This window comes from Adlercreutzia equolifaciens, assembly GCF_029076695.1.
Taxonomy (GTDB): Bacteria; Actinomycetota; Coriobacteriia; order Coriobacteriales; family Eggerthellaceae; genus Adlercreutzia; species Adlercreutzia equolifaciens_A.
On record NZ_JARFIK010000001.1, the window covers coordinates 863,205 to 888,370 of the forward strand.

Sequence of the window (25,166 nt, forward strand, 5' to 3'; positions counted from 1 at the left end):
GTCGAGAAGGGTCGCCAATGCGAACGACCCGTGATTCCCTACGAGAAGAGGATGCCATGACCTCCGCGCTGCTTGCCGCCATGCCCGCCTTTTTGGCGTACACCTTTGTCCAGGCCATCACGCCCGGGCCGGCCAATCTGTGCTCCATGGCCACGGCATTGCGTCTGGGCTTGCGGCCGGCGCTGCGGCAATGGGTGGGCCTGACCTTGGGGCTCTTCCTGGTGATAGCGGCGGCCTTGGCGGTGCTCTACGGAGCCGCGAACGCCATTGACAGCCTGCTGCCGGTGCTCACGGTGGTCGGAGCTGCCTATGTGCTGTGGCTTGCCTGGTCCATGGTGCGTCCCAGCGATGGCCACGGTGGCTTTGCGAACGTGCGCCCCACCATCGGCGCTGGGGTAGTTCTGCAGGTGACGAATGCGAAGGTGCTCGTCATGTCCTGCACGGCGCTGGTGGCCTACGTCATTCCCTATGCCGAAAACGTGCCGGCGCTGCTGGGCGCATCCCTAGTGCTTCCCGTGGCCGGAGCGCTGTGCAATCTTGTGTGGATCTACGGAGGCGTGAAACTCCAGTCGTTCTACGAAGCCCATCAGCGCCCCATCGATGCGCTCATGGCCGCTACGCTGGCACTGTGCGCCGGAGGCATGCTCATCTCGCTGATAGGCTAGGGGCTCTCCTTAGGATGAGACGGTTGGCCGTCTCATCCAGTTGCATCAAATGAGACAAGTCAGACGGTTGGCCGTCTCATTTTCGCTTCGCGTTAGGCCATGGGCGGTTCGGTGAAGGGGAAGGTTTCGCGGTAGCGGTCGGTAACGACGTTGGTGAAGTAGGCGTGCAGCATGTGCTCGGCGTGGGCGTTCAGGTCGATGGCGCCGTCGGTGATGCACCATTCGAAGACGCAGCCTTTGATAACCGAGCAACAGTCGTAGGAGATGTCGTTGGCGCTCCAGTCTTCGCGGACGAAGCCCGCCTTCTGGGCTGCTAGCAGCCCTTCGGCACAGGCCTTCAGCAGGAAGTTCATGGTGTCGGGGGTTCCCATGACACTGCGTGCGTCGAGCGCCTTGTTCTTCGACTGGTAATAGTTGGAAACAAACTCGATGCCCATGGACTGGCAGTAGTCCAGATACTCTTGGTACAGATAGAGCACCAGCAAGTAGACATCATCGCCAGCGCGCTCAACGGCGTCGCCATTGTGCTCAGCTACGAAGTTGTCGAAGCCCTCTTGCAGGTAATACAGCATGAGGTCTTCCTTCGAATTGAAGTGATAGAAGAAGGTGCCCTTCGAGATGCCGGCCTCGTCGCAGATATTCGCGATAGTAAGGTAATCCTCGCCGTGCTTCTTCAGAAGACGGGCGGCGGCATCGAAGATTTTCTTGCGGGTGTTCTGGGATTTTACCCGGCGCGGTGCTTTCACGGCCATGGTCGGTCTCTTTCTCTCTGAGGTGTGCCATTCGCTTGTGTTCAAGAAAATTATACCAAAGTTCAAACTAAAGAAAAGAAAAGTCTTGACAACCGTTCAAAAAGGGGAGTATCCTGCGTCTCGAAAATTGAACTAAGTTTAAAAAACAGTTCAATAAAAAGTTCAAAGAGAGGTAGGAAAGGGGAGAGACATGAGCGGTTACGAGAAGCTGCTTGCGCCTATCCAGATTGGAACCCACACGTGGAAGAATCGCATTGCGAAGGGGCCCTCTTCCACGCTGTTCTGGGGACCGGATCAGTTCTGCAACGATCGCGTCATCGACACCTTTGAGGCCATTGCCAAGGGCGGTGCCGGCGCTGTTATTCTGGGCGCCTGCATTTCCGACGATCCGGCAATGCTCATCTGCAAGGACGGTACTTCCGGCTTCACGGTAAGCGATTACCCGTTCGGCGGCTTGTACGACGACAAGTTCATTCCCGGCATGGCCAAGCTGGCCGACGCCATTCACGCCCATGGTTGCGAGATCATCGCGCAGATCTTCCAGAATGGCTCGGCGCTGAAGACCGAGGGCGGCTCTTGGGGCCCCTCGGACATCCCCGAGACCGAGTTGCCGAGCCCGGTGCCCTACTGCTTCCCCGTGCGCGGCGTCTCTCTCGAGGAGATCGAGGCCTTCAAGGCGCGCTACATCGACGCGGCCGAGCGCGCGAAGAAGGCAGGTCTTGACGGCGTGGAAGTTCACGCGGCCAACGGCTACTTCATCATGAGCTTCACCTCCCGCATTTGGAACAAGCGCAACGACGAGTACGGCTGCCAGACCTTGGAGAACCGCACGCGTCTGGCCTGCGAGCTCATCGCCGGCATCAAAGAGCGCTGCGGCGAGGACTTCATCGTGGGCGTGCGCATGAACGGCCAGGAATTCGGTCATCCGCTGGCCACCACCATGGAGGAGAGCGCCGAGTTCGCGAAGCTCTACGAGCGCGCCGGCGCCGACTACATCTCCGTGACGGGCTACGGCTACGGCGATTGCCCCTTCCAGTACGCCGACGACTACTGGATGTACCCGAAGGCCGACCCGGACATGCAGCCCTACCTGCCGCGTCTGGAGGGCAGTGGCCTGCTCGTGCCGCTGGCGGCCAACGTGAAGGCGGCCGGCGTGCAGGTGCCCGTCTTCGGCATCGGCTCGCTGACGCCCGAGAAGGCCGAGGCGGCCATCGGCGCCGGCGACATGGACCTGGCGCTGTTCGCCCGCGGCCTGTGGGCCGACCCGGACATGGCCAACAAGCTGGCCGCCGGTCATCCCGAGGACGTGCGCCGCTGCAACCATTGCGCCACCTGCGACGCCGAGCATCCGGGCGTGATCAAGCGCTGCCGCGTGAACCCGGCTTTCGGTCGCGAGCGCGAGCTGGAGGCGAAGCCGGCCGAGAAGAAGAAGCGCGTGCTGGTGGTGGGCGGCGGTGCCGCTGGCCTGGAGGCAGCGCGCGTGGCGGCCGAGCGCGGCCATGAAGTGACCCTGGCCGAGAAGGAGTCCATGCTGGCGCTGGAGCTGAAGCTTGCCACCATGGTGAAGGGTACCACCTGCGAAGACGTGCCCGCGCTCATCACCTGGCTCGAGACCCAGGCGGAAAAGACCCCTGGTCTCACCATTAAGACCAAGACCGAGGTTACCCCGGACTACGTGCGCAAGATGGCGCCCGATGTCGTCATCGTGGCCACGGGCGGTGCCTATGGCACGCCGGCGGTGCCCGGCATCGAGGGCAAGAACGTGTCCACGGTGCCTCAGCTGACCAAGATGGCGAAGACCCCGCTGAAGATTTTCGGCGCCAATGCCCTGAACAAGTTGTCCGAGGTGGCGCTGCCGGGCGTGGGCAAGAACTGCGTGGTTCTGGGAGCCCAGATCGAGGGCATTCAGGGCGCCATCTTCCTGCAGAAGCGCGGCAAGAACGTCATGGTGTTCGACGAGGTGGACAAGGTGGCCGACCGTATGCCCCCGCGCTACGTCGATCGCTCGCTGCACTACCTGAACGAGGTGGGCGTGCCCATCACCACGGGCGTCACCTTCAAGGAGATCACGAAGAAGGGCCTGCGCTACGAGGAGAACGGCGTGGAGAAGTTCCAGCCGGCCGACACCATCATGGTGTTCCAGTCGCCCCATGAGGATTTGAGCCTCTACGAGGCGCTGAAGAATCTGGCTCCCGAGGTGTACTCCATCGGCGCCTGCAACGGTGAGGACACGAGCCTCATGGTGGACGCCCTCAGCCAGGGCCGCGAGATCGGCGTGCGCATCTAGCCGTCGATGCAAGGGGAGTGAGGGGCGCCGAAAGGGCGGCGCCCCTGAATAGAAAGGGGTACGTATGAAAGCTGCCAAGCTTTCCAAGGCACCGGCCTATCGCTGGTGGATCCTGGTCATGAACATGCTGACCTACGGCTACTTCTTCATGACCATTCAAACGGCGGCGGCCTTTGGCACCGCCATCCAGGAGGCCATGGGGCTCAATGCCACCATGCTCTCGTTCTACACCACGGCTACCATGATCAGCTTTGCGCTGCTGGCAGGGCCGGGTGGCAAGCTCATCGCCAAGGTGGGCACGAAGAAGACCATTCTCATCGCCCTGGCCATCGACGTGGCGGCCTCGGCTGTCTTTGCCGTTGCAGGCGGCAACTACGTGTCGGATCTGGTTCTTCGCTTCATTCAGGGCATCTCCGGCGGCTTCATTGGGGCCGCGGCTGTCAACAGCACGGCCATGTGGTTCCCAGTGCGCCAGCGCGGTATTGCCGGAGGCATCCTGCTGGGCGTGCTGGGCATCGGCTTCACCCTGGCCACGCTGGGCGCCCAGGCACTTTTGGGCTGGGGGCTCCCGTGGTACACCGCCATGGGCGGCCTCACGGCGGTCTCGGGCGTGGTGATCTTCGTGCTGTATCTGCTGACGGTGCGCGAGATTGGCACGGTGTACCCCGGGGCGATGTCCATCGCCGAGCTGCTGCCCGAGGAGGCGGCCGCCGATGCGCCGGCGCGCGACACCTCCCAGCTGCCCGGCACCATGGCCGAGGTGCGTCGCAACGGCAAGTACTGGGCCTGTGCGGTGGTGGGCTTCGGCAACGCCTTCCTCGTGTATGGCTTTGGCACGTTCCTTATGTTCCTGCTCATGAACGACTTGGGCATTACCTCCGACCTGGTCACGATGGTCATCAGCTCCACCTTCTTCATCACCATTGTGGCGGCGCCCCTCGGCGGCATCCTGTCCGACAACGTTTTCAAGGGCTCGCGCTACCAGACGCTCATGATTGCCACGGGCATTACCGCCGTGACGCTCGTTCTCATTCCGATCATCGGCAATGCGAGCGCCATCATCGTGGCAGTGCTGCTCATGCTGGCCTACGGCTCGGTGTCCATGATCCTCGGTCCCTTCTGGGCCATTCCCAACGAAATTACCCAGCCGCAAATTGCCGGCCAGTGCACGGGCGAGCTCACCATGCTCTCCAATATCGGCGGCATTGTGGTGGCGCCGGTGTTCGCTGCGCTCATCGACAGCACGGGCACGGCCCTCATCTGCCTGGGCATCTGCGTGGCCGTGGGCGTGATCAGCTTCCTGTGCGCCCGCTTCATTCACCAGTAGGGCTCTGGGTTTCGGGCTCCCGCGCCAAGCCGCGATAGCGGAAGGGCGCGAAATCGATCGAGAAAGGATCGCTTTATGGAAGACAAGAAGGTAGTCATTATCACCGGGGCTGCTATGGGTATTGGCAAAGCGGCCGTGGACCGCTTCGGCCGCGCGGGCTGGCAGATTGCCGCCGTCGACTGGAACGGCGAGGCGCTGGCCGCCACCGAGGCCGAGATGACCGGGAAGGGCTATGCCGTCGACGCCTATGTGCTGAACGTGGCCGACTACGACGCCTGCGCCGCCATGGTGACTGATGTGGAGGCGAAGTACGGACGCATCAACGGCCTGTACAACAACGCGGGCATCTTGGGCGACCGCGACGGCATCCTGGGCTTTGACCACGAGACGGTCAAAGACGCCTTCGAGGTGAATGTGTTTGGTTCGTTGAACCTCATTCAGCTGGTGGCCCGCGTCATGGATCGCTTGGGCATCCAGGGCGCCATTGTCAACACCACCTCCATTAACGCCGAGGTGGGCACATGGGATCCCATCGGCTACATCGGCTCGAAGGGTGCCATGAAGGCCATCACCCAGGGCGCCGCTTTCCATCTGGGTGCTCAGGGCATCCGCGTGAACGCCGTGTCTCCCGGTGCCACCATCACGCCCATGGCGGCTAGCGTCTACGACGTGCCGCCGGCGCGGGAGGCTGTGGCCCTGAACCACAATCGCCACCGCTGGATCACCCCCGAAGAGGTGGCTAACGCGGCTTTCTGGCTCATCTCCGATGAGGCCTCGGGCGTGAACGGCATTGTGGTGGCCGTCGATGACGGCTATGCCACGGGCAAGGGCGCCGATCTGCTGGGCATTTTCGAGGAGTGGGAGAGCGAGCACCCGCAGGCTTAGGCTCTCGCGTTTCTTCAAGTTCGTTGACAAGGGAGGCCTTCGCGCCCGGACGGAGGCACCGTCCCTTACAAGGGTTCCGGGAAGATTAGGAGGAGATCATGAATCGTCTGGAAGGCAAGCGCGCCATTATCACCGGTGGTGCCAAGGGTCTCGGTCTGGCCACGGCTCAGCTGTTTGTAGAAGAGGGAGCGAAGATCGCCATCGTCGACTTCGACGGCGAGGCCGGCCGCGAGGCTGCCAAGGTGATCACCGAGGCTGGTGGCGAGGTGTACTTCCACGAGGTGGACGTGCGCGACGCCGAGGCCATCGAGGCCACCTTCGCCACCATCAACGAGGAGATGGGTGGCATCGACATCCTGGTCAACAGCGCCGGCGTAGTGGACTCGGGCGTCATCGCTCACGAGACGAGCATCGAGGAGTGGCGCGAGGTTATCGACACCGACCTGAACGGCTCGTTCATCACCTCGAAGTTCGCCGTGCCCTACATGCTCGGCAAGGGCGGCTCCATCGTGAACATCGCTTCCACGGCCGGCCTGTCCTCGGTGTGCGACGGCAACGCCCCCTACCATGCGGCCAAGGGCGGCGTGGTGCAGATGACCAAGAACTTCGGCATTTCCTACGCCAAGAAGGGCATCCGCTGCAACTGCGTGTGCCCCGGCACCACCCTCACCGACCTGGTGCGCAACGACCTCATCAACAAGTTCGGCAGCGTGGAGGAGGGCGAGCCGGTCTACGGCGCCATGCACCCCATGGGTCGTCTGGGCAAACCCATCGAGACCGCCTACGCCATCCTGTACCTGGCCTCTGACGAGGCGGCGTGGACCACGGGCGTGGCCCTGCCGGTGGACGGCGGCTTCACCGCTGCGTAAAGCGCGGCAATGCGAAGGAATGTGCGGGTGCCCTGTTTGGGGCAGGGCGCCCTTTAAGAGAGGAGAATTCCCATGAAGCTCACTAAGCAGGAATGGCAGGATCTGAACAACCGTCTGGTAATGGCGCTGCGCCCCCTCACCAACCCGGTGGCCATCAAGATGATCGACTCGCCCGAGGGCTTCGAGGAGTACGGCGACCTGAAGATGGCCACCAACCCCTCCACTGGCTGCCAGATCATCGGCATCGCCGCCCACTTCCATATGACTATCGGCATCAAGCCGGAGAAATTCCTCACCACCTACTGCGGCGCCAACTGCGGCTGCTGCGAGCGCGATGAGGAGTGGCACGACGGCGTGCTGCTGGCCAACCCGCCCTACCCCTGGCACGGCAACCAGGACGCCTCCCGTGCCCATATGGAAAGCTATCTGGACACGCTGCCCGAGAAGCCCTATGCCGGCATGGTGGCCTCGCCGCTCGACGACAACGACATCGCCGAGCCCGACTGCATCTCGGTGCAGATTCAGGCTTCTGGGGCCTTCCATCTGCTGGCCGGCCTGATCGAGGCCGACTTCCAGTACCTGGAGTTCCCCTTCCGCGGCGAGTCCCAGTGCGTCGACACCTGGATGCGCACCATCAAGACCGGCAAGCCCGGCCTGTCCTTGGGTTGCCGCGGTGACCGCGCCCTGGGCAACCTACAGTCCGGCGAGGTGCGCGTGACGCTCACCTGCGAGCAGTTCGTGAAGGCCATCGAGGGCGTTGAGAATCTCATCAACCGCGGAGTGGACTACCCGTACTTCGCTCCCATCATGCTGCCCGACAACGTGTAGGGAGGCACATTGTCCGCAGCCTGGGGTGAGGAGGGTGAGACAGCCAGGTGAGACAGCCAACCGTCTGACTTGTCTCATCGCCGGCAAAAGCCCTTGACAGTGGGGAGCCCCTTTGGGGCTCCCTTTGCTGTTTCGGGAACGGGGGCGTGACGGGTGCGGCGGCGAATGGTCCGAGGTCGGCGCGACGCGCTAGGATGGCAGAGTCAACCAACGATGCGAAGGAGCTTCCTATGCGTTTGCAAGATAAAGTTGTAGTGGTCACGGCGGCAACGCGCGGTATTGGCGCGGCCATTGTGAAGGCGTGCGCCAACGAGGGCGCCACGGTGTACATCGGCGCCCGCAACATGGAGCGCGCCGAGGCCGAGGCGGCGGAGCTTACAGCCCAGGGCTTGAAGGTGAAGTGCGTCTACAACGACGCCTCGGTGCCCGACAGCTTCAAGGCCATGATCGACACGGTGGTGAAGAACGAGGGTCGCGTGGATGTGCTGGTGAACAACTTCGGCGGGACGAAGCCCGCCACCGACAAGGACATCACGACCACGGGCTACGAGGACTTCATCAAGAACATCGACGTGAACATCGGCAGCGTGTTCCTCGGCTGCCAGGCGGTCATCCCCGCCATGCGCGAGACGGGCGGCGGCTCCATCGTGAACATCAGCTCCATCGCTGGCAGCGTGCCCGATATCAGCCAAATCGCCTACGGCACGGCGAAGGCGGCCATCAACCACATGAGCAAATCCATGGCCGTGCAGCTGGCCCGCGCCGGTATTCGCGTGAACGTGGTGGCGCCCGGCATGACCGCCACCGATGCGGTGAACGACAACCTCACCGACGACTTCAAGAAGTTCTTCCTGCGCCACATTCCGCTGGGCCGCATGGCCGACCCGGAGCACATCGCTGCGGCGGTCGTCTACTTCGCCAGCGACGAAAGCGCCTGCACCACGGGCCAGCTGCTGGAAGTCTCCGGCGGCTTCGGCTTAGCCACCCCCATCTTCGCCGACGCCATGGACGCCGCCGTCGCGCGGTAGGGCCTCCGTGGCAAGGAAAACAAGCCTGGCAACGCCAGATGCGACAAGAAGGAGCCTCTCGGGGGCTCCTTTCTTTTGTTGTCGCAAGACGCTAGACGGGGAGCGCTACACGAACTGAACGACTAGCTTCTTTCCCATGCCGTCGGCAAGTTGCTGCAGAGTCTTTAGGGTGGGGCTTGATTTGCCGGTTTGCAGACGACTGAGAGCGCTCTGCTTCATTCCGCAGCGTTCGGCGAGCTCGCTTTGGGTAATGCCAAGCTCGTCTTGGGCGTCGAGAATGGCCTTAATGACGGCGTACTCCGGCTCGAGGCGCTCCCATTCCTCGGCGAACGCGGGGTCTTTCATCTGCTCGTTCAGATACTCTTTGAAGCTAAGCATGATTGCGCCTTCTTTCCCAATCGTTCTTGTAGCGAATCGCCCGGTTTAGCTCTCGCGAAGGTGTCTTCTGCGTCTTTTTCAGGAAACCGTTCGTAAGCACGATCAAGCCGTCCTGGTAGAAGAAGTAGAACACCCGAGCCTGTTCTCCCGAGGCGGGGATTCTCAGCTCGAAGATCCCGTTTCTCAGGTGCTTCGAGGCCGGCGGCCGTAGCTCGGCGCCCTTCTCGCTCAGCACCTCAAGATCGCGGAGGCATTTTGCTCGTTGATGCGCAGGGAGCGAATCGAGAAAATCACGCACAGGGATGCGTCCGTTTTCCTTTTCGTAGAAGACCATTTCGTAGTGACCCATACTGTCCTCCTCATAATATAACAAAATAGTTATATGTCAAGCCATCTTAAGAATGGCTGGGAGGATCTTGCAGGTTAAGTCGCCCGATGCGCGTCTGCTAATTTCGACCGATGGGCTGTGACAGCAATAAAGCTGCCCCTGCACTGGCTCTTACTAGCATTGTACCATACAAATGTACGCTACATTAAGAGAAAGAGTATTCGTTATCGAACTTGACAGCCACCCCCATCTTCGCCGACGCCATGGATGCCGCCGTGCAGCGGTAGACGACAATCGATCGGCCTCGCCGGAGGCGTTGCGGCGCCGTGCTAGAATGGCGGCATTGTCGTCGAGCCTTGGAGGAGGTGAGAGGAAATGTCGAAGAAGCGCAAGCGGTCGGTGCCGGTGAGTGCGAAGGCAGCCCGGGCGGGCCACGCCTCACGCGACGTGGTGTGGCGCCAGTCGGCCGAAGAGGCAACGCTGGCGGGCAAGCCCCGCTACAACGGCTACGCCTGCGGCTACGGAGCCCACGGCCCCGCCAAGTACAGCCGCACGAAAGCCAAGCAAGCCTGGCAACGCCAGATGCGACAAGAAGGAGCCTCTCGGGGCTCCTTTCTTTACAGGCTTACAATGGAGCGCCGGTAGCAGGCGAGGGTGCCGTCGGCTGCCGAAGCCTTGGCGGCTTCCAGCTCGGCAACGAGGCGCTCCTTGTCGTGGGGAAGGCGCCCGGCCAGCTTCACGGGCATGGAAACGTGCTCGCAGCGAATTTCGGTGGGGCAGTCGAGCGCGCTAATGAGCGTCTGCAGCTCTTCCAAACGCTCGGTTTCGCTGGCCTCGCTGAACGTGCCGGCCTGCACATCTTGGTACAGCGGCGTGTCTTGGAACAGCGTGAGCGACGCCGTGTAGATGAGCATGGGGCGCAGCTGGTTGTACAGACGGGCCGACTCCAAGGCATTAGCGTCTCCGTAGTCCGCACCGCCCAGGCCGTTGATGAACTGGCCCACCCAGGTGAGCCCTGCCGCATCCACCTTGCTCATCTGCTCAAGAGCGAAAGCGGAGTCATAGCCCTTGTTCATGCGCCTCAGCAGGAAATCGTCACCGGTTTCCACGCCCACGGTCAGGCGGCTGTACCCGGCATCGCGCAGGCGCTCTAGTTGGGACACCGTCTTATTGCGGAAGTTGGTTACCCGCGCGAAGGCGCCGATGCTCGTCACCCAGGGCAGCTTCTCGTAAATGAGTTCGGCCACTTCCATGAGACGATCGTAGGGGGCCACAAACGAATCGGCCCCCTGCAGCCAGACGCGGTTGTAATGGCGCCAGGGCGAGTGCGCCAGCTCGTCCAGGTCGGCTGCCACCTCGTTCATGTCCGAGATGGCGAACTTGGCGTCTTTGTAAAAGGTACAGAACTTGCACTTGTTGTGGGAGCAACCCGAGGTGATCTGCAGAAATTCGCAGCCGGCCTCGAAGGGTGGCCGCACGATACCGCTCGCGAAATGCACGTTGGTCTCCTGTTCTCGCAGGTAAGTTGTTTCAGGTGCAGTATCATAGATAGCCAACGAAAAGATAAGTACTGGCTTTAGAGTAAGGCACTGGCATTATGGAAAGCGTAGAATCCAAAACCGTCAACGCGGACGGGCAGACCATCGACGAGTCGCAGTTCGAGGGCACCGGCTACAGCTACACCATGTCGCTCATTTCCGGTAAGCACAAGATGGTCATCCTGTACTGCCTCATGGAGTTCCAGCCCGTGCGCTTCAACGAGATGCGCCGCTACTTGGGCCGTATCTCGGACAAAACGCTCTCGCAGAACCTGAAGGAACTGGAGGCCGACGGCCTGATCGAACGGCGCGAGTATCCGCAGATTCCCCCCAAGGTGGAATACCGTCTCACCGAGCGCGGCGCCTCGCTCATGGAGGTGCTCGACCAGCTGTGCGTATGGGGCCAGGAAAACCGCCAGCCGGGGAGAAGACCTCTTTAAGCTTTCCAAAGAAAAGTACCTGAAACACCGGTTAGTACCTTTCTTATAAGTGCGTACTTGCGCGTTGTCCGTCCGCGGCTTTCAATAGGGGCAGGACGAGAAACCGCGCAGCGCGCCACGAGAGAGGAACAACCTATGGGAAAGAACATCGTCGTCATCACCGGCAGTCCGCGCAAGAACGGAAATAGTTTTGCCATGGTGGACGCCTTCACCGAGGCTGCCGAGAAGCTCGGCCACAAGGTAATGCGCTTCGACGCGGCGTTCTCCAACGTAGGCGGCTGCCATGCCTGCGAAACCTGCTTCAAGAGCGGCAAGGCCTGCACCTATGACGATGACTTCAACACCATTGCTCCGGCCCTTCTTGAAGCCGATGGCATCGTGTTCGCCGCGCCGGTGTACTGGTACTCCTTCCCGGGACAAATCAAGAACACCATCGACAAGATGTACTCGTTTTGTATCGGCGGCAAGGATTTCGCCGGCAAGAAACTCGGCCTCATCACCTGCTGCGAGGAAGAGGATCCTGCCGTAATGGACGGCATTCGCATTCCAACTGAGCGAATTGCCGCGCTAATGAAGTGGGATGTGGTCGGCGAGGTGTGCATCCCCGGCGTGTTGGAAGCCGGAGCCATCGAAAAGACCGACGGTTGCGCCCAAGCAGCAAAACTGGCGGAGGCGTTCTAGCCGCTTTGCTGAAAGCAAGCAATCTCGATATAGTCATGTGCGATCGGAAGGAGCCTCTCGGGGCTCCTTCCTTTTTGCGTACGACGAATGAGTGGGTTGCGCATGCCCTGCGAGTCTCCTAAACTATCACTAAAGTGATAGTTTAGGAAGGGAGGGGCAGCATGTACGAGGCAGCAGCGTTTTTCGGGCATGAGACGCTTACGCTTTTCCATGGGTCTTCGCAGGTTGTTTCCCGGCCTCAGTTTGGTGCGGGATCGCCCTTTAACGACTACGGCCAGGGCTTCTACTGCACCGAATCGCAGCAGCTGGCCAGCGAATGGGCTTGCCCCGCGTTGGAGGATGGCTGCGTGAACGAATACGCGCTCGATCTCAGCGGCCTGAGCCTGCTCGATTTGGCAGCGCCGGAGTACTCGGCGCTTAACTGGCTCGCGGTTCTTCTTGCTCATCGCACCTTTGAAGTGGGGCCGGCTGCCAGCGCGGTGGCGCGCGACTTCATTCTCCAGCACTATGGGGTCAGCTTAGCTGACGCCGACTTGGTGCATGGCTACCGCGCCGACGATTCGTACTTTTCATTTGCGCGCGACTTTCTGTCGAACCAAATCAGCCTTGAGGATTTGGAGCGCGCCTTGTTCTTGGGTGGTTTGGGATACCAGGTGGTTCTCAAAACGCCCCGCGCCTTCGAGGCCCTGTCTTTCGTTGGCTGCGCGACGGTCGAAGGCGAGTGGTGGAATCCTTTGCGCATGGCGCGTGATACCCAGGCGCGCGAGCGCTATCATGCCGTGGTTGCGCAGTCTGCCGAACAAGGATTTCAGGGCACCTATGTTGTTGATCTTATGAGGAGGGCGTAATGGGACGGATGGCGTACGAGGTCATCAACTTCGACTTCGAGTATCTCGATGATGCCCGCGAAACGCTGGGGGCACTGTTCGATATCGGCGTGAACGAGTGGAAGGTGCCCGGCGAGGATTTGACCCAAGCCTTTCTGGCATCGGGCGTAGCCGAGCAGTTCGAGCGGCACAATCCGGTATATGTATCGGGCAAGTCGGCTCTCGACCTGCTGCGTTTGCTCGCTCCGTACCTCGCCATCGAGAAACCCGTGCCTGCCCAAGCGCAGGTGGTGCCTCGGGAAGACTACTGGCTCGGTTGGATTTTGGCCTACTACCAAATGGAAACCGGGCGTCCCTACCGTCAGGTGTTCGACACGGTGCCCTACGACGAGCTGGTGGCCATGTTCTATCCACTTCACGAGGCCCCCGAGCAGAAGTTCGTCGAAGTGCTTACTCGCCGCTTAGAGAATGCCTCGCTGCCCACGCGCTTGCGACGCCAAAGAAAGCTCTGCGGTCTTTCCCAAAAGCAGTTGGCGAAGGCTTCCGGGGTCACGCTGCGCTCTATCCAAATGTACGAGCAGCGGCAGAAGAACATTAATCGCGCCTCTGCAGAAACGCTCTACCGGCTTGCCTTCGCCTTGCACTGCTCGATGGAAAACCTCATGGAGCGCTAGGGAAGGGCCACGGTGCGGGCCGTCCCGCTTTTAGGGGCTCTCTTCCGACCGCTGCCGAAAATACCTGGCCGCTCTGGTTATTCCCGATAATCGCCCTTATAATGATGCAATTATCGACTTTTCAGTCCGAGGAAAAGAAGGAGCGCAGCTGTGGCCTACTATTTCGATGAACCGTCCCGCACATTCAACGAGTACCTGCTAGTTCCGGGCCACACGCCGGCCGATTGCATTCCGGCGCGCGTCAGCCTGAAGACGCCGCTCGTGAAGTACAAGAAGGGGCAGGAAGAGTGCCCGCTCACGTTGTCGGTGCCTATGGTGTCCGCCATCATGGCCGCCGTTTCCGACGACAAGATGGCCGTGGCCCTGGCCACCGAGGGCGGTCTGTCGTTCATCTACGGCAACCAGTCCATCGAAGACGAGGCCGCCATGGTGGCCCGCGTGAAGGACTACAAGGCCGGCTTCGTTACTTCTGACGCCAACCTTTCCCCCGATATGACCCTGGCCCAGGTGGTGGACTTGAAGGACCAGTACGGTCACTCCACCATGCCCGTCACGGCCGATGGCACCGCCCACGGCAAGTTGCTGGGCATTGTCACCGAGCGCGATTACCGTCTGTCCCGCATGGAGCTCACCGAGAAGGTGGCCGACTTCATGACCCCGCGCGAGAAGCTGGTGGTGGCCCCCGACGGTACCACGCTGAAGGAAGCCAACGACATCATTTGGGATCACAAGCTGAACTCCCTGCCCATCGTTGATGCAGACGATTGCCTGGTGGCCCTGGTGTTCCGCAAGGACTACGACTCCCACAAGTCCAACCCCGACGAGATGCTCGACTCCCACAAGCGCTACATGGTGGGCGCCGGCATCAACTCCCGCGACTACGCCGAGCGCGTGCCGGCCCTGGTGGAGGCCGGCGCCGACGTGCTGTGCATCGACAGCTCCGAGGGCTATTCCGACTGGCAGAAGATGACCATCGAGTGGGTGCGCGAGCACTACGGCGACGACGTGAAGATCGGTGCGGGCAACGTGGTGGACGCCGAGGGCTTCCGCTTCCTGGCCGACGCCGGCGCCGACTTCGTGAAGATCGGCATTGGCGGCGGTTCCATCTGCATCACCCGTGAGACCAAGGGCATCGGCCGCGGCCAGGCCACGGCTACCATCGAGGTGGCGAAGGCCCGCGACGAGTACTTCCGCGAGACCGGCGTCTACATTCCCATCTGCTCTGACGGCGGCATCGTCTACGACCACCACATCTCGCTGGCCCTGGCCATGGGCGCCGACTTCGTCATGCTGGGCCGCTACTTCGCCCGCTTCGACGAGAGCCCCTCGGCCAAGGTCATGGTGAACGGCACCTACATGAAGGAGTACTGGGGCGAGGGCTCGGCCCGTGCCCGCAACTGGGGCCGCTATGACCTGGGCGGCAAGAAGTCGCTGTCCTTCGAAGAGGGCGTCGACTCCTACGTGCCCTACGCCGGCAGCCTGAAGGACAACATGGCCATCACCCTGCTGAAGCTGAAGAGCACCATGTGCAACTGCGGTGCCCTTACCATCCCCGAGTTCCAGGACAAGGCGAAGCTCACGCTGGTGTCCGCCACCTCCATCGTCGAGGGCGGCGCCCACGACGTGCTGCTGAAGGACAAGGCTCCCTACGCCTCCAACACGCGCTAAGCGCGGCAGCGCCGCTCGGCGCACCAGATGCACGCAAGCCCCGAGAGCATCGGCTCTCGGGGCTTTTTCGTACTTGGCGGTTACCGAACTCTGACGATCTGTTTGCAGTGCGAAAGACTCATCTTTCGCCATCGCGACGAGGCGCATACTGGAAGCATCCTTGGGAGAAAGGTGCCCCTATGTCGCTGTCGTCGCTCATCAAAAAAGTCCCTATTCCCACGGCGGGCCTTGCGTTGGGCTTGGCGGCTTTGGGAAACTTGCTGCAGCCCTACTCGGAATTGGCTCGCGGTATGTGCGGCATCCTCTCGCTGCTGTTGGTGGTCATGCTGGTGGCGAAGATCATCATGTTTCCCGCTATGATTCGCGATGACCTGCACAACTCCATTTTGGCCAGCGTGTCGGCCACCTTGTTCATGTCCGTCATGCAGCTGTCGGGGTACTTGGCCCCCTTTGCCATGGCGGTGGCCTTCGCCCTGTGGTGCGCCGCCGTGGCGGGGCATATCATCCTCATGATTTGGTTTACCGCGCGCTACATCTTCCGCTTCAAGCTGCACGAGGTGTTTCCCACGTACTTCATTTGCTACGTGGGCATTATCGTGGCCTCGGTGACGGCACCCACCTTCTCTATGGAGTGGCTCGGCAATCTGCTGTTCTGGTTCGGGTTTGCCTGCTATATGGTGTTGCTGGTGCTGGTAACCATCCGTTACGCTAAGCACGAGATCCCCGAGGGCGCCCGGCCCCTGTTCTGCATTTATGCCGCGCCCATGAGCCTGTCGCTGGCGGGCTATCTGGCGTCGAACCCCGATCCGAATCCAGCGTTCGTGGGGGTGCTGCTTATTGCGGCGCAAATTCTGCTGATCATGGTGCTCACCCAGTTGCCCAAGCTGGCGGCGCTTAACTTCTATCCCAGCTTCGCGGCTATGACCTTCCCCTTTGTTATTTCGGCGTTCTCGTTGGGCCGTGCGGTGGCATTCCTCGACGGCGCCGGCATTGCCATTGCGGCGGTGCCCATGCTCGAGGCGCTCATTGCCCTGGAGACCATCTTCGCTGCTGTCATGGTTACCTACGTGGCCTGCCATTACGCGCGCTTCTTCTTCCGCGAGATCGAGGAGCCCCAGGCAGCCGATGTGGTGCAGGAGCAGGCCATGAACGCCCGCTTCGCCGAGAACTTCGAGAACTAAAGGCAAATTGGCGGCTGTGCTGCCGCATAGTGCAAGCGACACGCCGCGCGGCGACGTGCTTCGGAATCGCGGTGTCGCTTAGGCCTCGTCCACGTAGCGGCTGATCAGGGTGCGCAGCTCGTCGATGCCCGCGCCGTCTTCCGACGAGGTGACCACCATGGGCGTGCCCTTGGGCAGATCGAGGGCCTTGCGGATGGACGCCCGCTGCTTGGCCTGCTGTTGCTTGGACAGCTTGTCGGCCTTGGTCAGCGCAATGGCGAAGGGAAGCCCCGAGGCCTTCAGGAACTCCACCATATGCTTGTCCAGCGCCGACGGGTCATGGCGAATGTCGATGAGGGACACCACCAGAGCGAAGATGCGCTCCTGGTTGAAATAGCCTTCGATGAGCTCGGACCAGCGGTCCTTTTCAGCTTTGGACACTTTGGCGTAGCCGTAGCCGGGGAGGTCGACGAAATCGACCCCGTCCACGTCGTAGAAGTTGATGGTGGCGGTTTTGCCCGGCGTGGAGGACACCTTCGCCAGGCCCTTGCGGTACATCAGCTTGTTGAGAAGCGACGATTTTCCCACGTTCGAGCGGCCGGCAAAGGACACTTCGGGGAGGGTCGATGCGGGCAACTGAGCCGAGGTGCCATAGGCGGCCTTGAAAGATGCGTTGTGGAAGTTCACGGTTCCTCCGATTCGAGCGCAGGGTGCGGTTTAATGCCATCTATGGTACCCGACCTTTTTTCGGTCGTGGGCAACCTCCTTTGAATCGGCAGGGTCGCCTCCGAGCCGTTTTCGGCGATCATGGCGAAAATGCTCTTGCTGGATACGGAAATAGCATCATTTATTACATTTGGCATTTTACTTTTGTGCCGTTGATCGCCTAATGTATACAATCGTGCATCAGATGCGCCAAATCCCATGCTGACCAGGGAATAAAAGCCGTGGTTCAAGGGGAGGAGCAAAGACGGCGAACCGCAATTAGGGAGGGCGGAAGCGCGTGAAACACTATAAAGTAGCTATCGTTGACGACGACGCCGTCCAGGCGGCTGCGTTGGCCGAGCTGGTGGGACGATGCGTCGTGCCGGCTCATCTGGAAGCGTCGGTGTTCGAGAGTTTAGGCGCCTTCGAGGCGTCTTTGGACAACGAGGTGCCCGACATCGTCTTTATGGACATCGTCTTCCCCTCGGAAGCCGTCCAGGGAGATGAGGAACGTGCCTCCGCGGGCTTTACGGCAGCTCGGGAAAATCTTGCCGGGATCGATGCCGTCTCCCAGTTGCTCGAGGAGCACGAAGGCGTGCAGGTTATCTATGTGACCGGCTATATCGATCTTTGCACCCGCGTGTACCGCACGCGCCACATCTCGTTTCTGCCCAAGCCGGTCAACGAGGCCGACCTGGAAGAGGCGCTCTGTCGGGCGGTGGACAACCTCAACGAGCGGGTGGTGCGCCCTTTTGCCCTTAAGGTTGGCGGTCGCATCATGAGCGTTGACCCTGCGGACGTGGAATATATCGAGTCTGATCGGCGCAAAGTGCGCGTCTTCCTGCATGATCGCGTTATCGAGGCCTATGAGTCTTTGAGCAGCATTACCCACAAGCTGCCGGGCACGTTCGTGCAGTGCCATAAAAGCTTCGTGGTCAATATGGACTGTATTGCGGAAATGCGCTCGGACGCCGTCGACATGCGCTCTGGTGCCACCCTGCCGGTGTCTCAAAAGCGCCGTCGAGAGTCGCGCGAGGCGTTCGCCGAGCATCTGCGCGCTCGCCTGTAACGCCAGGTTTTCCTTGGGAAACGGCCATGGAGATAGCGTTCGACCTCCTGAACTACGCCCTGTTCCTGGTCTCTCCGTGTCTGATCATCTACGCGGCCACCTTTTATCTGGACATTCGGCGGAAAGAGGCCTTCTGGCTGGTGACGCTGGCGCTGATTCTGCCGGCGGCTAGTTCTGCGTTCATTCTCATGACGCCCTTGCGCATCGTGGTGGGCTCGGTGGCTATGGGGACGCCCATGATGCTGTTTGCCCGCGACGGGCTGCTGCGGCGCAGCTTGGTGGTGGCCAGCCTGTTGGCCATCTTGCTCATCGCGGACGGCATCGCCATTGTCCTCTGGCGTCTGCTGAAGGCCTCGTTGACCTTTGAGACCGGGGGAAGTCTCAGCGACTGGGATCTGGCTCTCCTTACCCAGGCCGTGCGCATTGCGGTGGTGCTCGTCGCCATGGTGCTCTTCGACCTTGCCTATCGACGGATGAGCCATCTGCATACCGATCGGGGCGCTCTTACCTTCGGAGGCTTCATCGTGGTTCAGCTGCTCTTGCTGACTCTGTGCGTGGCCATTGTCATGATGGATCGCGACGCGCCTCTGTGGTTTCTTGCCGGAGTGATGGCGGCCACCCTCTTCTCTGCTGCGGTGGATGTGCTGCTTTTTGTGCGCCTCTATCACTTCAACCGTGCGGAGCAGCAGCGAGAGCGGGCGGAGCTGCTGCAGCATGAGCTCGATCACTATTTGCAGCAGTATCGCCTTGTCGAGCGTGAGGTGCGCCTGGTGGGTCGCCTGCGCCACGACTTGCGCAACCAATCCAGCGTTGCCATCCTGCTGGCGCAACAGGGCGATACCGAGCGGGCGTGCCGGCATCTGGAAGCGCTCGTCGATGAGATCATTGTCCGCAGCGTCGACGACGAGCGATCGGACAGGATCGCCCTTCGCCTCGCATCGTCGGAAGAGGCCCCCGCTGCCTCCACCGTTTCTGTCGGGCCCGAAGGGAATGGCGCTGCCTCGGGGCCGGGATCCTTCGAGGGATCGGACCCAGCGACCGGGGTGCGACAAGCGGGGAGATCGGCGCGTCAACGTATTCGTCGAGCCGCGCTTGCCTTTCCCTTGAGCCAGCTGATGGTGCTGAGCCTGCTGGGGGCCTACGCTATGGTGCACCCTCACGGCCGCGAGCAGGGGGTAGTTTTGGCGGTGGCGGTGCTCCTCTGCATCGCCGTTGACGTGGTTCTCCTGCGAGGCATCGCTCGAGAAGACGGCCATCAACTCCTTGACGAGCGTGTGCGCATGCTGCAGGAGCAAACCGTGCTGCAAGAACAGCAGTACCAAAGACTCGTGGAGGAGCTTGAGGAGGCCCGCCGAGTGCGCCGCGCCATTGTGGAGGCGCTTATGCAGAGCGTCGAATCGCTGCGTCGTGCCGATATGCCCGCCGCGCTGGAGCTCATGCACCGTGCCGTGGGCCTCTCGGGCAGCGCTGGCGAATCCTACTGCGAAAACCGTGTGGTAAACGCCTTGGTGATGATGAAGATGCGCCGCTGCAAAGAACTGGGCGTCCACGCCTCGTGCACCCTAGTCGTTCCCGAACAGCTGCGCATTCTCGACGTGGATCTCTGCGCCGCCTTCTCGAACTTGCTCGACAACGCCATCAACGCCTGCGCGGCCGTGCCTGAGGAAGAGCGCTGCCTCTCGGTCAAGGGCGGCCTTGTGGCCGGTGTGGTGATGATCGATGTCGTGAACAGCACGGCGCCTGCGGCGGTAACGCCTCCGGCTGCTTCGGAAGCTGCGGGGCTGGCCCGGCGTCACGGATGGGGTCTGCAAATCCTGGAAACCTTGGCGGTGCGCTACAATGGCACCTTCGAGTGCGGGCGCGAGGGCGACGATCGGTTTCGTGCCACGCTGATGTTGATGAACGAGACAAGGGGGTTGCTATGACCAGGCCGGAAGACCGCGTCGACGTGGCCCATGTGTCGGGCTTTGCGGCCCTTCGCGCGGCAGCCCAGGGCAAAGTGGGCGCTCTTGAGACGTCGGGCGGCGCCTCGCGCGTTTCCGTCCAAGAGGGCGACCCCTTCGGAGCCACCGTATCCGAGGAGGCTCCCGTGCCGCAGAAAACCTGCGCGGTGTGCGCCGCCACCAACGACGTCGACCGCGATACCTGCTGGAACTGCGGCGCGTCGCTGCGCCGTCGCCGCTAAAGCGCTCCCGCCGCGAGTTGTTGCTGTTCGCGGGGCCGGGCGCCCTGTGCCCCGTTGGCAGCGCGGGGGGCGACGCGTGGGAAAGCCCCCTCTTCACGGGGTGGAATTCGCGGTTATAATGGGGCATTATCCATTAGCAACCCGTTGTTCCAAGGGAGTGCCATGAAAGCCTACAACCCCCACGAGATCGAACCGCGTCTGCAGCTGGCCTGGGACGAGGCCGGCCTGTACACGGTGCCCGAGAATTCCGATAAGCCGAAGAAATACGTGCTGGAGATGTTCCCCTACCCTTCGGGCGACATGCACATGGGCCATGCCAGCAACTATACCTACGGCGACGTGGTGGCGCGCTACTCCACCATGCGCGGCTTCGACGTGCTGCACCCCATGGGCTGGGACGCCTTCGGTCTGCCCGCGGAGAATGCCGCCATCAAGCATCACAGCCATCCGGCCATCTGGACGTACCAGAACATCGAGACGCAGAAGAACAGCTTCTCGCGCATGGGCTTTTCCTACGACTGGGACCGCAAGGTGGTGGCCTGCGACCCCGAGTACTACCGCTGGGGCCAGTGGATCTTCCTGAAGTTCTGGGAGCGCGGCCTGGTAGAGCGTCGCAACAGCCCGGTGAACTGGTGCCCCAGCTGCGGTACCGTGCTGGCCAACGAGCAGGTCATCGAGGGCCGCTGCTGGCGCTGCGATTCCGAGGTGGAGAAGCGCGATCTGACCCAGTGGTACTACAAGATCACCGATTACGCCCAGGAGCTGCTGGACGATTTGGACCAGCTGGAGGGCTGGCCCGAGCGCGTGAAGCAGCAGCAGGCCAACTGGATCGGCCGCTCTGAGGGCGCCAACGTGGACTTCATCCTGTGCGATACGGATGGCAACGCGCCGGCCGATCCCACGGAAGATGACATCATCACGGTGTTCACCACCCGCGCCGACACGCTTTTCGGCTGCAGCTTCTTCCTGCTGGCGCCCGAAAGCAAGCTGGTGCCGCAATTGGTGGCCGGCACTGAATACGAGCAGCCGGTCATGGAGCTGGTAGAGGCAGCCAAGAAGGTTACGGCCGTCGAGCGCGCCCAGGGCGACCGCGAGAAGCACGGCGCCTTCACGGGCCGCTACGTGGTGAACCCCATCAACGGCGAGAAAGTGCCCGTGTGGGTGGGCGACTACATTGTGGCCGACTACGGCACCGGCGCCGTTATGGCCGTGCCCTGCGGCGATCAGCGCGACTTCGAGTTTGCCCGCAAGTACAACCTGCCCATCATTCCCATCATCCTGGGCGAGGACGATCCGCTGTATCCGCAGCTCAAGGATGAGCAGAGCCGCGTGGTTACCTCCGTCGATTGGGAAGAGGCCTACAACGCCGAAGGCAAGCTCGTGCAGTCGGGTTGCTTCACCGGCATGACCGGCGGCAAGCACTCCGAGGGCGAAGAGGCCGTGGTGACGGCTCTGCAGGAGATGGGCCGCGGCAAGCGCACGGTGGAGTTCCGCCTGCGCGACTGGCTCATCAGCCGCCAGCGCTACTGGGGCAACCCCATCCCCGCCATCCATTGCGAGCACTGCGGCGTGGTTTCGGTGCCCGAGGAGGACCTGCCGGTGCGTCTTCCCGAGGACATCGATCTGGCCGCCGGCGAGACCTTGGCCACCCATGCGGGCTTTGTGAACACCACCTGCCCCGTGTGCGGAGAGCCGGCCAAGCGCGAGACCGACACTATGGACACGTTCACGTGCTCCAGCTGGTATTACATGCGCTATACCGACCCGCACAACGTGCACGGTCCCTTCGATCCCGCGAAGGCCAACGCCTGGATGCCCGTCGACCAGTACATCGGCGGCATCGAGCACGCCATTCTGCACTTGCTGTACAGCCGCTTCTTCACGAAGGTACTGCGCGACTGCGGCCTGCTCGATTTCGACGAGCCCTTCACCAACCTGCTGTGCCAGGGCATGGTGCTCGACGCCCACGGCGACGTCATGAGCAAGTCCAAGGGCAACGTGGTCTCTCCCGAGGAGATGATCGCCGAGTACGGTGCCGATGCCGTGCGCGCCTACATCCTGTTCCTGGGCCCTCCCGAGAAGGAGAAGCTGTGGAACGAGGATGGCCTGCCGGGCATGTACAAGTTCCTGAACCGCCTGTGGCGTCAGGTGCATGATCTGATGGGCAAGGCCGATGAGGATACGCTCTTCGCCGGGTCGGTGGACGAGAAAGCCGCCCAGGCCGCCGCGGACAAGCTTGCCCGCGAGCGCCATCGTGTGGTGGGGAAGGTATCGGCCGACATCGAGCGCAACAACTTCAACACCGCCATCGCCGCCATCATGGAGCTGTCCAATGCGGCCGGCGAGTTCCTCCGCGCCACGGATGCGGAGACCCGTGCCGCCAACGCCGACTATGCCGCCCTGTCTCAGGAAGTGGCTGAAGTGCTGGTGAAGCTGATGGCGCCCATTACGCCGCACCTGTCCGACGAGCTGTGGCGCACGGCCCTGGGCCGCGAAGGCTTTGTCTGCAGCGAGCCCTGGCCCGAGTTCGACCCCGAGAAGGCCAAGGCCGACGAGGTGGAGCTGGCCGTGCAAATTTGCGGCAAGGTGAAGACCCGCATCATGGTGGCCGCCGACGCCCCGGAGCCCGAGATCCTGGAAGCCGCCCGCGCGGCCGTGGCCGATGCCCTGGCCGGCAAGCAGGTGAAGAAGGAGGTCTACGTCCCCGGTCGCCTGGTGAACATCGTAGCCGTGTAAGCCTCGCGCTTGCGGCCGCCGTGCGTCTAGAGTGAGGGCCCCGCGCATCACGTGCGCGGGGCCCTCGTTGCGTTTCTTGGCTGTAGAGGGGGCGATACGCGCTTGGCTTGCAGCCTTCGGCGTCCATCGAGAGGGCGCAGGCTGCTAGGTTCCCAAATCAACCCCTTTGGTTCCCTGCGCCCTGCAAGCAGAAGTTCCTGACCAGGGGTTTCGCAAAAGCAGGGAACCAAACAGGCTGCTTTCGGCAGCTCGAAGGGAACCAAAGCAGCCGTTCCTGGAACCTGGCTGCCATGCGCCGAGTACGAGGCCCCGCGCAGGGACGTGCGCGGGGCCTCGCTTTACTGCTCGACGGTTTCCAGCAGGTCGATGACTTCCTGGCGGGAATGCACGCCCGTTTTCTGGAAGATGTTGCGCATGTGCGTTCGCACAGTGTTTTTCGAGATGACCAGCTCTTCGGCAATATAGGGAACGTCGCGTCCGCGGGCAAGCAGCCGCAGCACGTCCGTTTCTCGCGCCGAAAGACCGTACTGCGCCACCAGCGCATCGCACTGTTGGCTCAGGCGGATATCGAGCGCTTCTGCCGGAGGGATAGCACTTTCGGTCCCAGCAGCCTTGCTGGTGGTGGCCGTTGCCGTGCTGCTTTCCGCTGCGCCGCGTCCTCCGCGCCGGGTGTTCATGGCCAGCGACATGGCGTAGATGGCAATAAGCGCCACCACGGAAAGGCTGGCAAAGCCTGTGGTGCCCGTCGTGTTCAGCATGAACCCGAGCAGTGAGCCCACCTCCTGGGCGGCATAAACGGTGCCGGCGAACATGCCGTATACCAAAACTGGCTGCAGGCACTGGTTGCGCGCCACACGGGCGCACGACACTACCATCAGCGAAGACACTATCGAGAACACCACGAAGGCCACCAAAACCAGCAGATGGCGGAACTGGCCGTCAAACAAAGGAAGCAGCAAGAAAATGGTGGCTGTAAGCGGAAATACCACCTGGTACAGACGCGAGAGCTTGATGCGCTCGTATATAGTCTTCCAGGTTGCCAGAAGCACAATGGCGGCGGCGAGAAGTCCCACCATGCTGCCATCGGCGTAATCTTGCACGAGGCCCGTATTGTCGATGGCATCGACGCGGATAATGCCCACGGCAAACGAGGTGAACGCAATGCACAGCAGCGATGGCCACGACTCTGCAGCCGCTTGGCGGCAGCGGTCGATTTGCTGGCTTGGGATGGTGTCGAAGGCGGGGTGAACGCAGGGAACGGTGCGCTGGGCCGCCGCCATGGCCACCGCAGTGGCGGGAATGAGCACGGCAAAGCCGAAGATCATCATAGCAGTGCGCGGAAGCAGCTCCATGGCAATGTAGACCGCACAGGAAATACCCGCGGCTGCGAATACGGCTAAGCCCGCCTCGTAGACCTTCAGCGAAGCGATAATATCCTGCAGGCAGCAAAAGCCCAGACCCGATCCGCAGCCCAGCAGAAGAGCGCAGGCTCCATAAGCTATGCTGGCGTCAAGCCCGAACAGACGCTGCGCCACAATGAAGAGCGCCCCTGCCTCGAACAGGGCCAGGGCGGCAAGAGGGGAGCGCCAGGGCCCCTGTTTTGGTCGGCTGTAGGCTATCAGGGCGGCCCCGAAAAGCGCAACGGGGAAGGCAGCGTTCCGCATGAAGTATTCAGCGGTGCGCAGCTGGAATGCGTCGGCCCCCGCATCGATGAGGACGGCATAGCCGCCCCACAGTACGATGCTGGTGCACGCCAGGAACAGACCGTAGGCCACGGCTACAATTGACAGTTGCTTCATGTTGTATTGCTCGCGCAGACGCACCGATTCCCTCCCTTATCGTCGATCGTCCGCTTTCGACAAGAAGAATCAAGGCCTCTTCTCGTCCTCGCCTCTCTGCAGGAGGCGCTGCCTATTATAGCCAGTTTAAGAGGTGGCCTTTTTCTTAATGGACCTACAAATTATGGGTTTGATCGGCCTATTCGTCTTCTGGATGAGAAACCATCCAGTTTGGATGAGGTTCTTTGAGTGCCGATTCCCCTAGGATAAATGGCGTCGCTTGGGTTTTGCGGATGGCAGGGAGAGCGAGGCGGGCGCCTCGCGAGGCCCCGTGGACGTGCAGCCCTTTGAAAGGGTC

24 protein-coding genes are annotated in these 25,166 nt (G+C 61.7%); 18 read left to right on the forward strand and 6 right to left on the reverse strand.

Translation table 11 applies throughout. The features are described from left to right. The first annotated feature begins 56 nt into the window (after positions 1-56). The gene (locus PZH32_RS03385; protein ID WP_275206227.1) at positions 57-665 is read left to right on the forward strand and encodes a LysE family transporter; all 609 of its coding nucleotides are present in this window, start codon (positions 57-59) and stop codon (positions 663-665) included. 92 nt (positions 666-757) lie between these two features. Here the strand turns inward: PZH32_RS03385 and PZH32_RS03390 are convergent, their stop codons facing one another. Continuing rightward, complete coding sequence (locus PZH32_RS03390) at positions 758-1,417, reverse strand: TetR/AcrR family transcriptional regulator (protein ID WP_275206228.1); 660 nt, start codon at positions 1,415-1,417, stop codon at positions 758-760. Between the two features lie 190 nt (positions 1,418-1,607). On the opposite strand from PZH32_RS03390, the gene PZH32_RS03395 reads away from it, so the two are divergent. The 6 genes from PZH32_RS03395 to hdhA all read left to right on the forward strand — a co-directional run bounded on the left by PZH32_RS03395 (position 1,608) and on the right by hdhA (position 8,641). Next, positions 1,608-3,704, forward strand: a complete 2,097-nt coding sequence (locus tag PZH32_RS03395) for an FAD-dependent oxidoreductase (protein WP_275206229.1) — start codon at positions 1,608-1,610, stop codon at positions 3,702-3,704. 64 nt (positions 3,705-3,768) lie between these two features. Continuing rightward, the gene (locus PZH32_RS03400) at positions 3,769-5,031 is read left to right on the forward strand and encodes an MFS transporter (protein WP_275206230.1); all 1,263 of its coding nucleotides are present in this window, start codon (positions 3,769-3,771) and stop codon (positions 5,029-5,031) included. A gap of 75 nt (positions 5,032-5,106) precedes the next feature. Continuing rightward, complete coding sequence (locus PZH32_RS03405; RefSeq protein ID WP_275206231.1) at positions 5,107-5,916, forward strand: SDR family NAD(P)-dependent oxidoreductase; 810 nt, start codon at positions 5,107-5,109, stop codon at positions 5,914-5,916. Positions 5,917-6,014: 98 nt separating this feature from the next. Further along, positions 6,015-6,785, forward strand: coding sequence for an SDR family NAD(P)-dependent oxidoreductase (locus tag PZH32_RS03410; RefSeq protein WP_275206232.1), 771 nt, complete (start codon positions 6,015-6,017; stop codon positions 6,783-6,785). Positions 6,786-6,857: 72 nt separating this feature from the next. After that, on the forward strand, positions 6,858-7,613 hold the full coding sequence (locus PZH32_RS03415) for a DUF169 domain-containing protein (RefSeq protein WP_275206233.1): 756 nt from the start codon (positions 6,858-6,860) through the stop codon (positions 7,611-7,613). A 230-nt stretch (positions 7,614-7,843) separates the two neighbouring features. Then, positions 7,844-8,641: a 7alpha-hydroxysteroid dehydrogenase gene (hdhA, locus tag PZH32_RS03420; RefSeq protein ID WP_275206234.1), complete on the forward strand. Its 798-nt coding sequence runs from the start codon at positions 7,844-7,846 to the stop codon at positions 8,639-8,641. Between the two features lie 105 nt (positions 8,642-8,746). Here the strand turns inward: hdhA and PZH32_RS03425 are convergent, their stop codons facing one another. Together PZH32_RS03425 and PZH32_RS03430 are read right to left on the reverse strand one after the other, a co-directional pair. Next, a complete protein-coding gene (locus tag PZH32_RS03425) occupies positions 8,747-9,019 on the reverse strand; it encodes a helix-turn-helix domain-containing protein (protein ID WP_275206235.1) in 273 nt (90 codons plus the stop codon). After that, entirely contained in the window at positions 9,012-9,368 is a 357-nt protein-coding gene (locus PZH32_RS03430) for a type II toxin-antitoxin system RelE/ParE family toxin (protein WP_275206236.1), read from the reverse strand. The genes PZH32_RS03425 and PZH32_RS03430 overlap by 8 nt, the downstream gene beginning before the upstream one ends. Before the next feature lie 354 nt (positions 9,369-9,722). On the opposite strand from PZH32_RS03430, the gene PZH32_RS03435 reads away from it, so the two are divergent. Further along, entirely contained in the window at positions 9,723-9,992 is a 270-nt protein-coding gene (locus PZH32_RS03435) for a hypothetical protein (RefSeq protein WP_275206237.1), read from the forward strand. Here the strand turns inward: PZH32_RS03435 and PZH32_RS03440 are convergent. Then, positions 9,965-10,846 carry a radical SAM protein gene (locus PZH32_RS03440; RefSeq protein WP_275206238.1) on the reverse strand — a complete coding sequence of 294 codons (882 nt, stop codon included), beginning with the start codon at positions 10,844-10,846 and terminating at the stop codon, positions 9,965-9,967. The genes PZH32_RS03435 and PZH32_RS03440 overlap by 28 nt on opposite strands. Before the next feature lie 98 nt (positions 10,847-10,944). On the opposite strand from PZH32_RS03440, the gene PZH32_RS03445 reads away from it, so the two are divergent. The 6 genes from PZH32_RS03445 (at position 10,945) to PZH32_RS03470 (ending at position 16,356) form a co-directional block, all read left to right on the forward strand. Further along, positions 10,945-11,325, forward strand: coding sequence for a winged helix-turn-helix transcriptional regulator (locus PZH32_RS03445; RefSeq protein WP_275206239.1), 381 nt, complete (start codon positions 10,945-10,947; stop codon positions 11,323-11,325). Between the two features lie 135 nt (positions 11,326-11,460). Next, positions 11,461-12,006 (forward strand): flavodoxin family protein, encoded by a 546-nt coding sequence (locus PZH32_RS03450; protein ID WP_275206240.1) that lies wholly within the window; start codon positions 11,461-11,463, stop codon positions 12,004-12,006. Positions 12,007-12,167: 161 nt separating this feature from the next. Continuing rightward, entirely contained in the window at positions 12,168-12,854 is a 687-nt protein-coding gene (locus tag PZH32_RS03455) for a DUF3990 domain-containing protein (protein ID WP_275206241.1), read from the forward strand. Then, complete coding sequence (locus PZH32_RS03460; RefSeq protein WP_275206242.1) at positions 12,854-13,507, forward strand: helix-turn-helix domain-containing protein; 654 nt, start codon at positions 12,854-12,856, stop codon at positions 13,505-13,507. The genes PZH32_RS03455 and PZH32_RS03460 overlap by 1 nt, the downstream gene beginning before the upstream one ends. Positions 13,508-13,657: 150 nt before the next feature. Beyond that, positions 13,658-15,175 carry an IMP dehydrogenase gene (locus tag PZH32_RS03465; protein ID WP_275206243.1) on the forward strand — a complete coding sequence of 506 codons (1,518 nt, stop codon included), beginning with the start codon at positions 13,658-13,660 and terminating at the stop codon, positions 15,173-15,175. Positions 15,176-15,354: 179 nt separating this feature from the next. Further along, positions 15,355-16,356 (forward strand): TDT family transporter, encoded by a 1,002-nt coding sequence (locus PZH32_RS03470; protein WP_275206244.1) that lies wholly within the window; start codon positions 15,355-15,357, stop codon positions 16,354-16,356. Positions 16,357-16,434: 78 nt separating this feature from the next. Here PZH32_RS03470 and yihA read toward each other — a convergent pair whose 3' ends face one another. After that, a complete protein-coding gene (yihA, locus tag PZH32_RS03475) occupies positions 16,435-17,022 on the reverse strand; it encodes a ribosome biogenesis GTP-binding protein YihA/YsxC (RefSeq protein WP_275206245.1) in 588 nt (195 codons plus the stop codon). A 316-nt stretch (positions 17,023-17,338) separates the two neighbouring features. On the opposite strand from yihA, the gene PZH32_RS03480 reads away from it, so the two are divergent. The 4 genes from PZH32_RS03480 (at position 17,339) to leuS (ending at position 23,030) form a co-directional block, all read left to right on the forward strand. Continuing rightward, complete coding sequence (locus tag PZH32_RS03480) at positions 17,339-18,109, forward strand: LytR/AlgR family response regulator transcription factor (RefSeq protein ID WP_275206246.1); 771 nt, start codon at positions 17,339-17,341, stop codon at positions 18,107-18,109. Between the two features lie 26 nt (positions 18,110-18,135). Further along, entirely contained in the window at positions 18,136-20,034 is a 1,899-nt protein-coding gene (locus PZH32_RS03485) for a GHKL domain-containing protein (protein ID WP_275206247.1), read from the forward strand. Beyond that, positions 20,031-20,294, forward strand: a complete 264-nt coding sequence (locus PZH32_RS03490) for a hypothetical protein (protein WP_275206248.1) — start codon at positions 20,031-20,033, stop codon at positions 20,292-20,294. Before PZH32_RS03485 ends, PZH32_RS03490 begins: the two co-directional genes overlap by 4 nt. A gap of 162 nt (positions 20,295-20,456) precedes the next feature. Next, positions 20,457-23,030, forward strand: coding sequence for a leucine--tRNA ligase (gene leuS / locus PZH32_RS03495; protein ID WP_275206249.1), 2,574 nt, complete (start codon positions 20,457-20,459; stop codon positions 23,028-23,030). Positions 23,031-23,368: 338 nt separating this feature from the next. Here the strand turns inward: leuS and PZH32_RS03500 are convergent, their stop codons facing one another. Then, positions 23,369-24,829, reverse strand: coding sequence for a response regulator transcription factor (locus PZH32_RS03500; protein ID WP_275206250.1), 1,461 nt, complete (start codon positions 24,827-24,829; stop codon positions 23,369-23,371). Between the last annotated feature and the right edge of the window lie 337 nt (positions 24,830-25,166).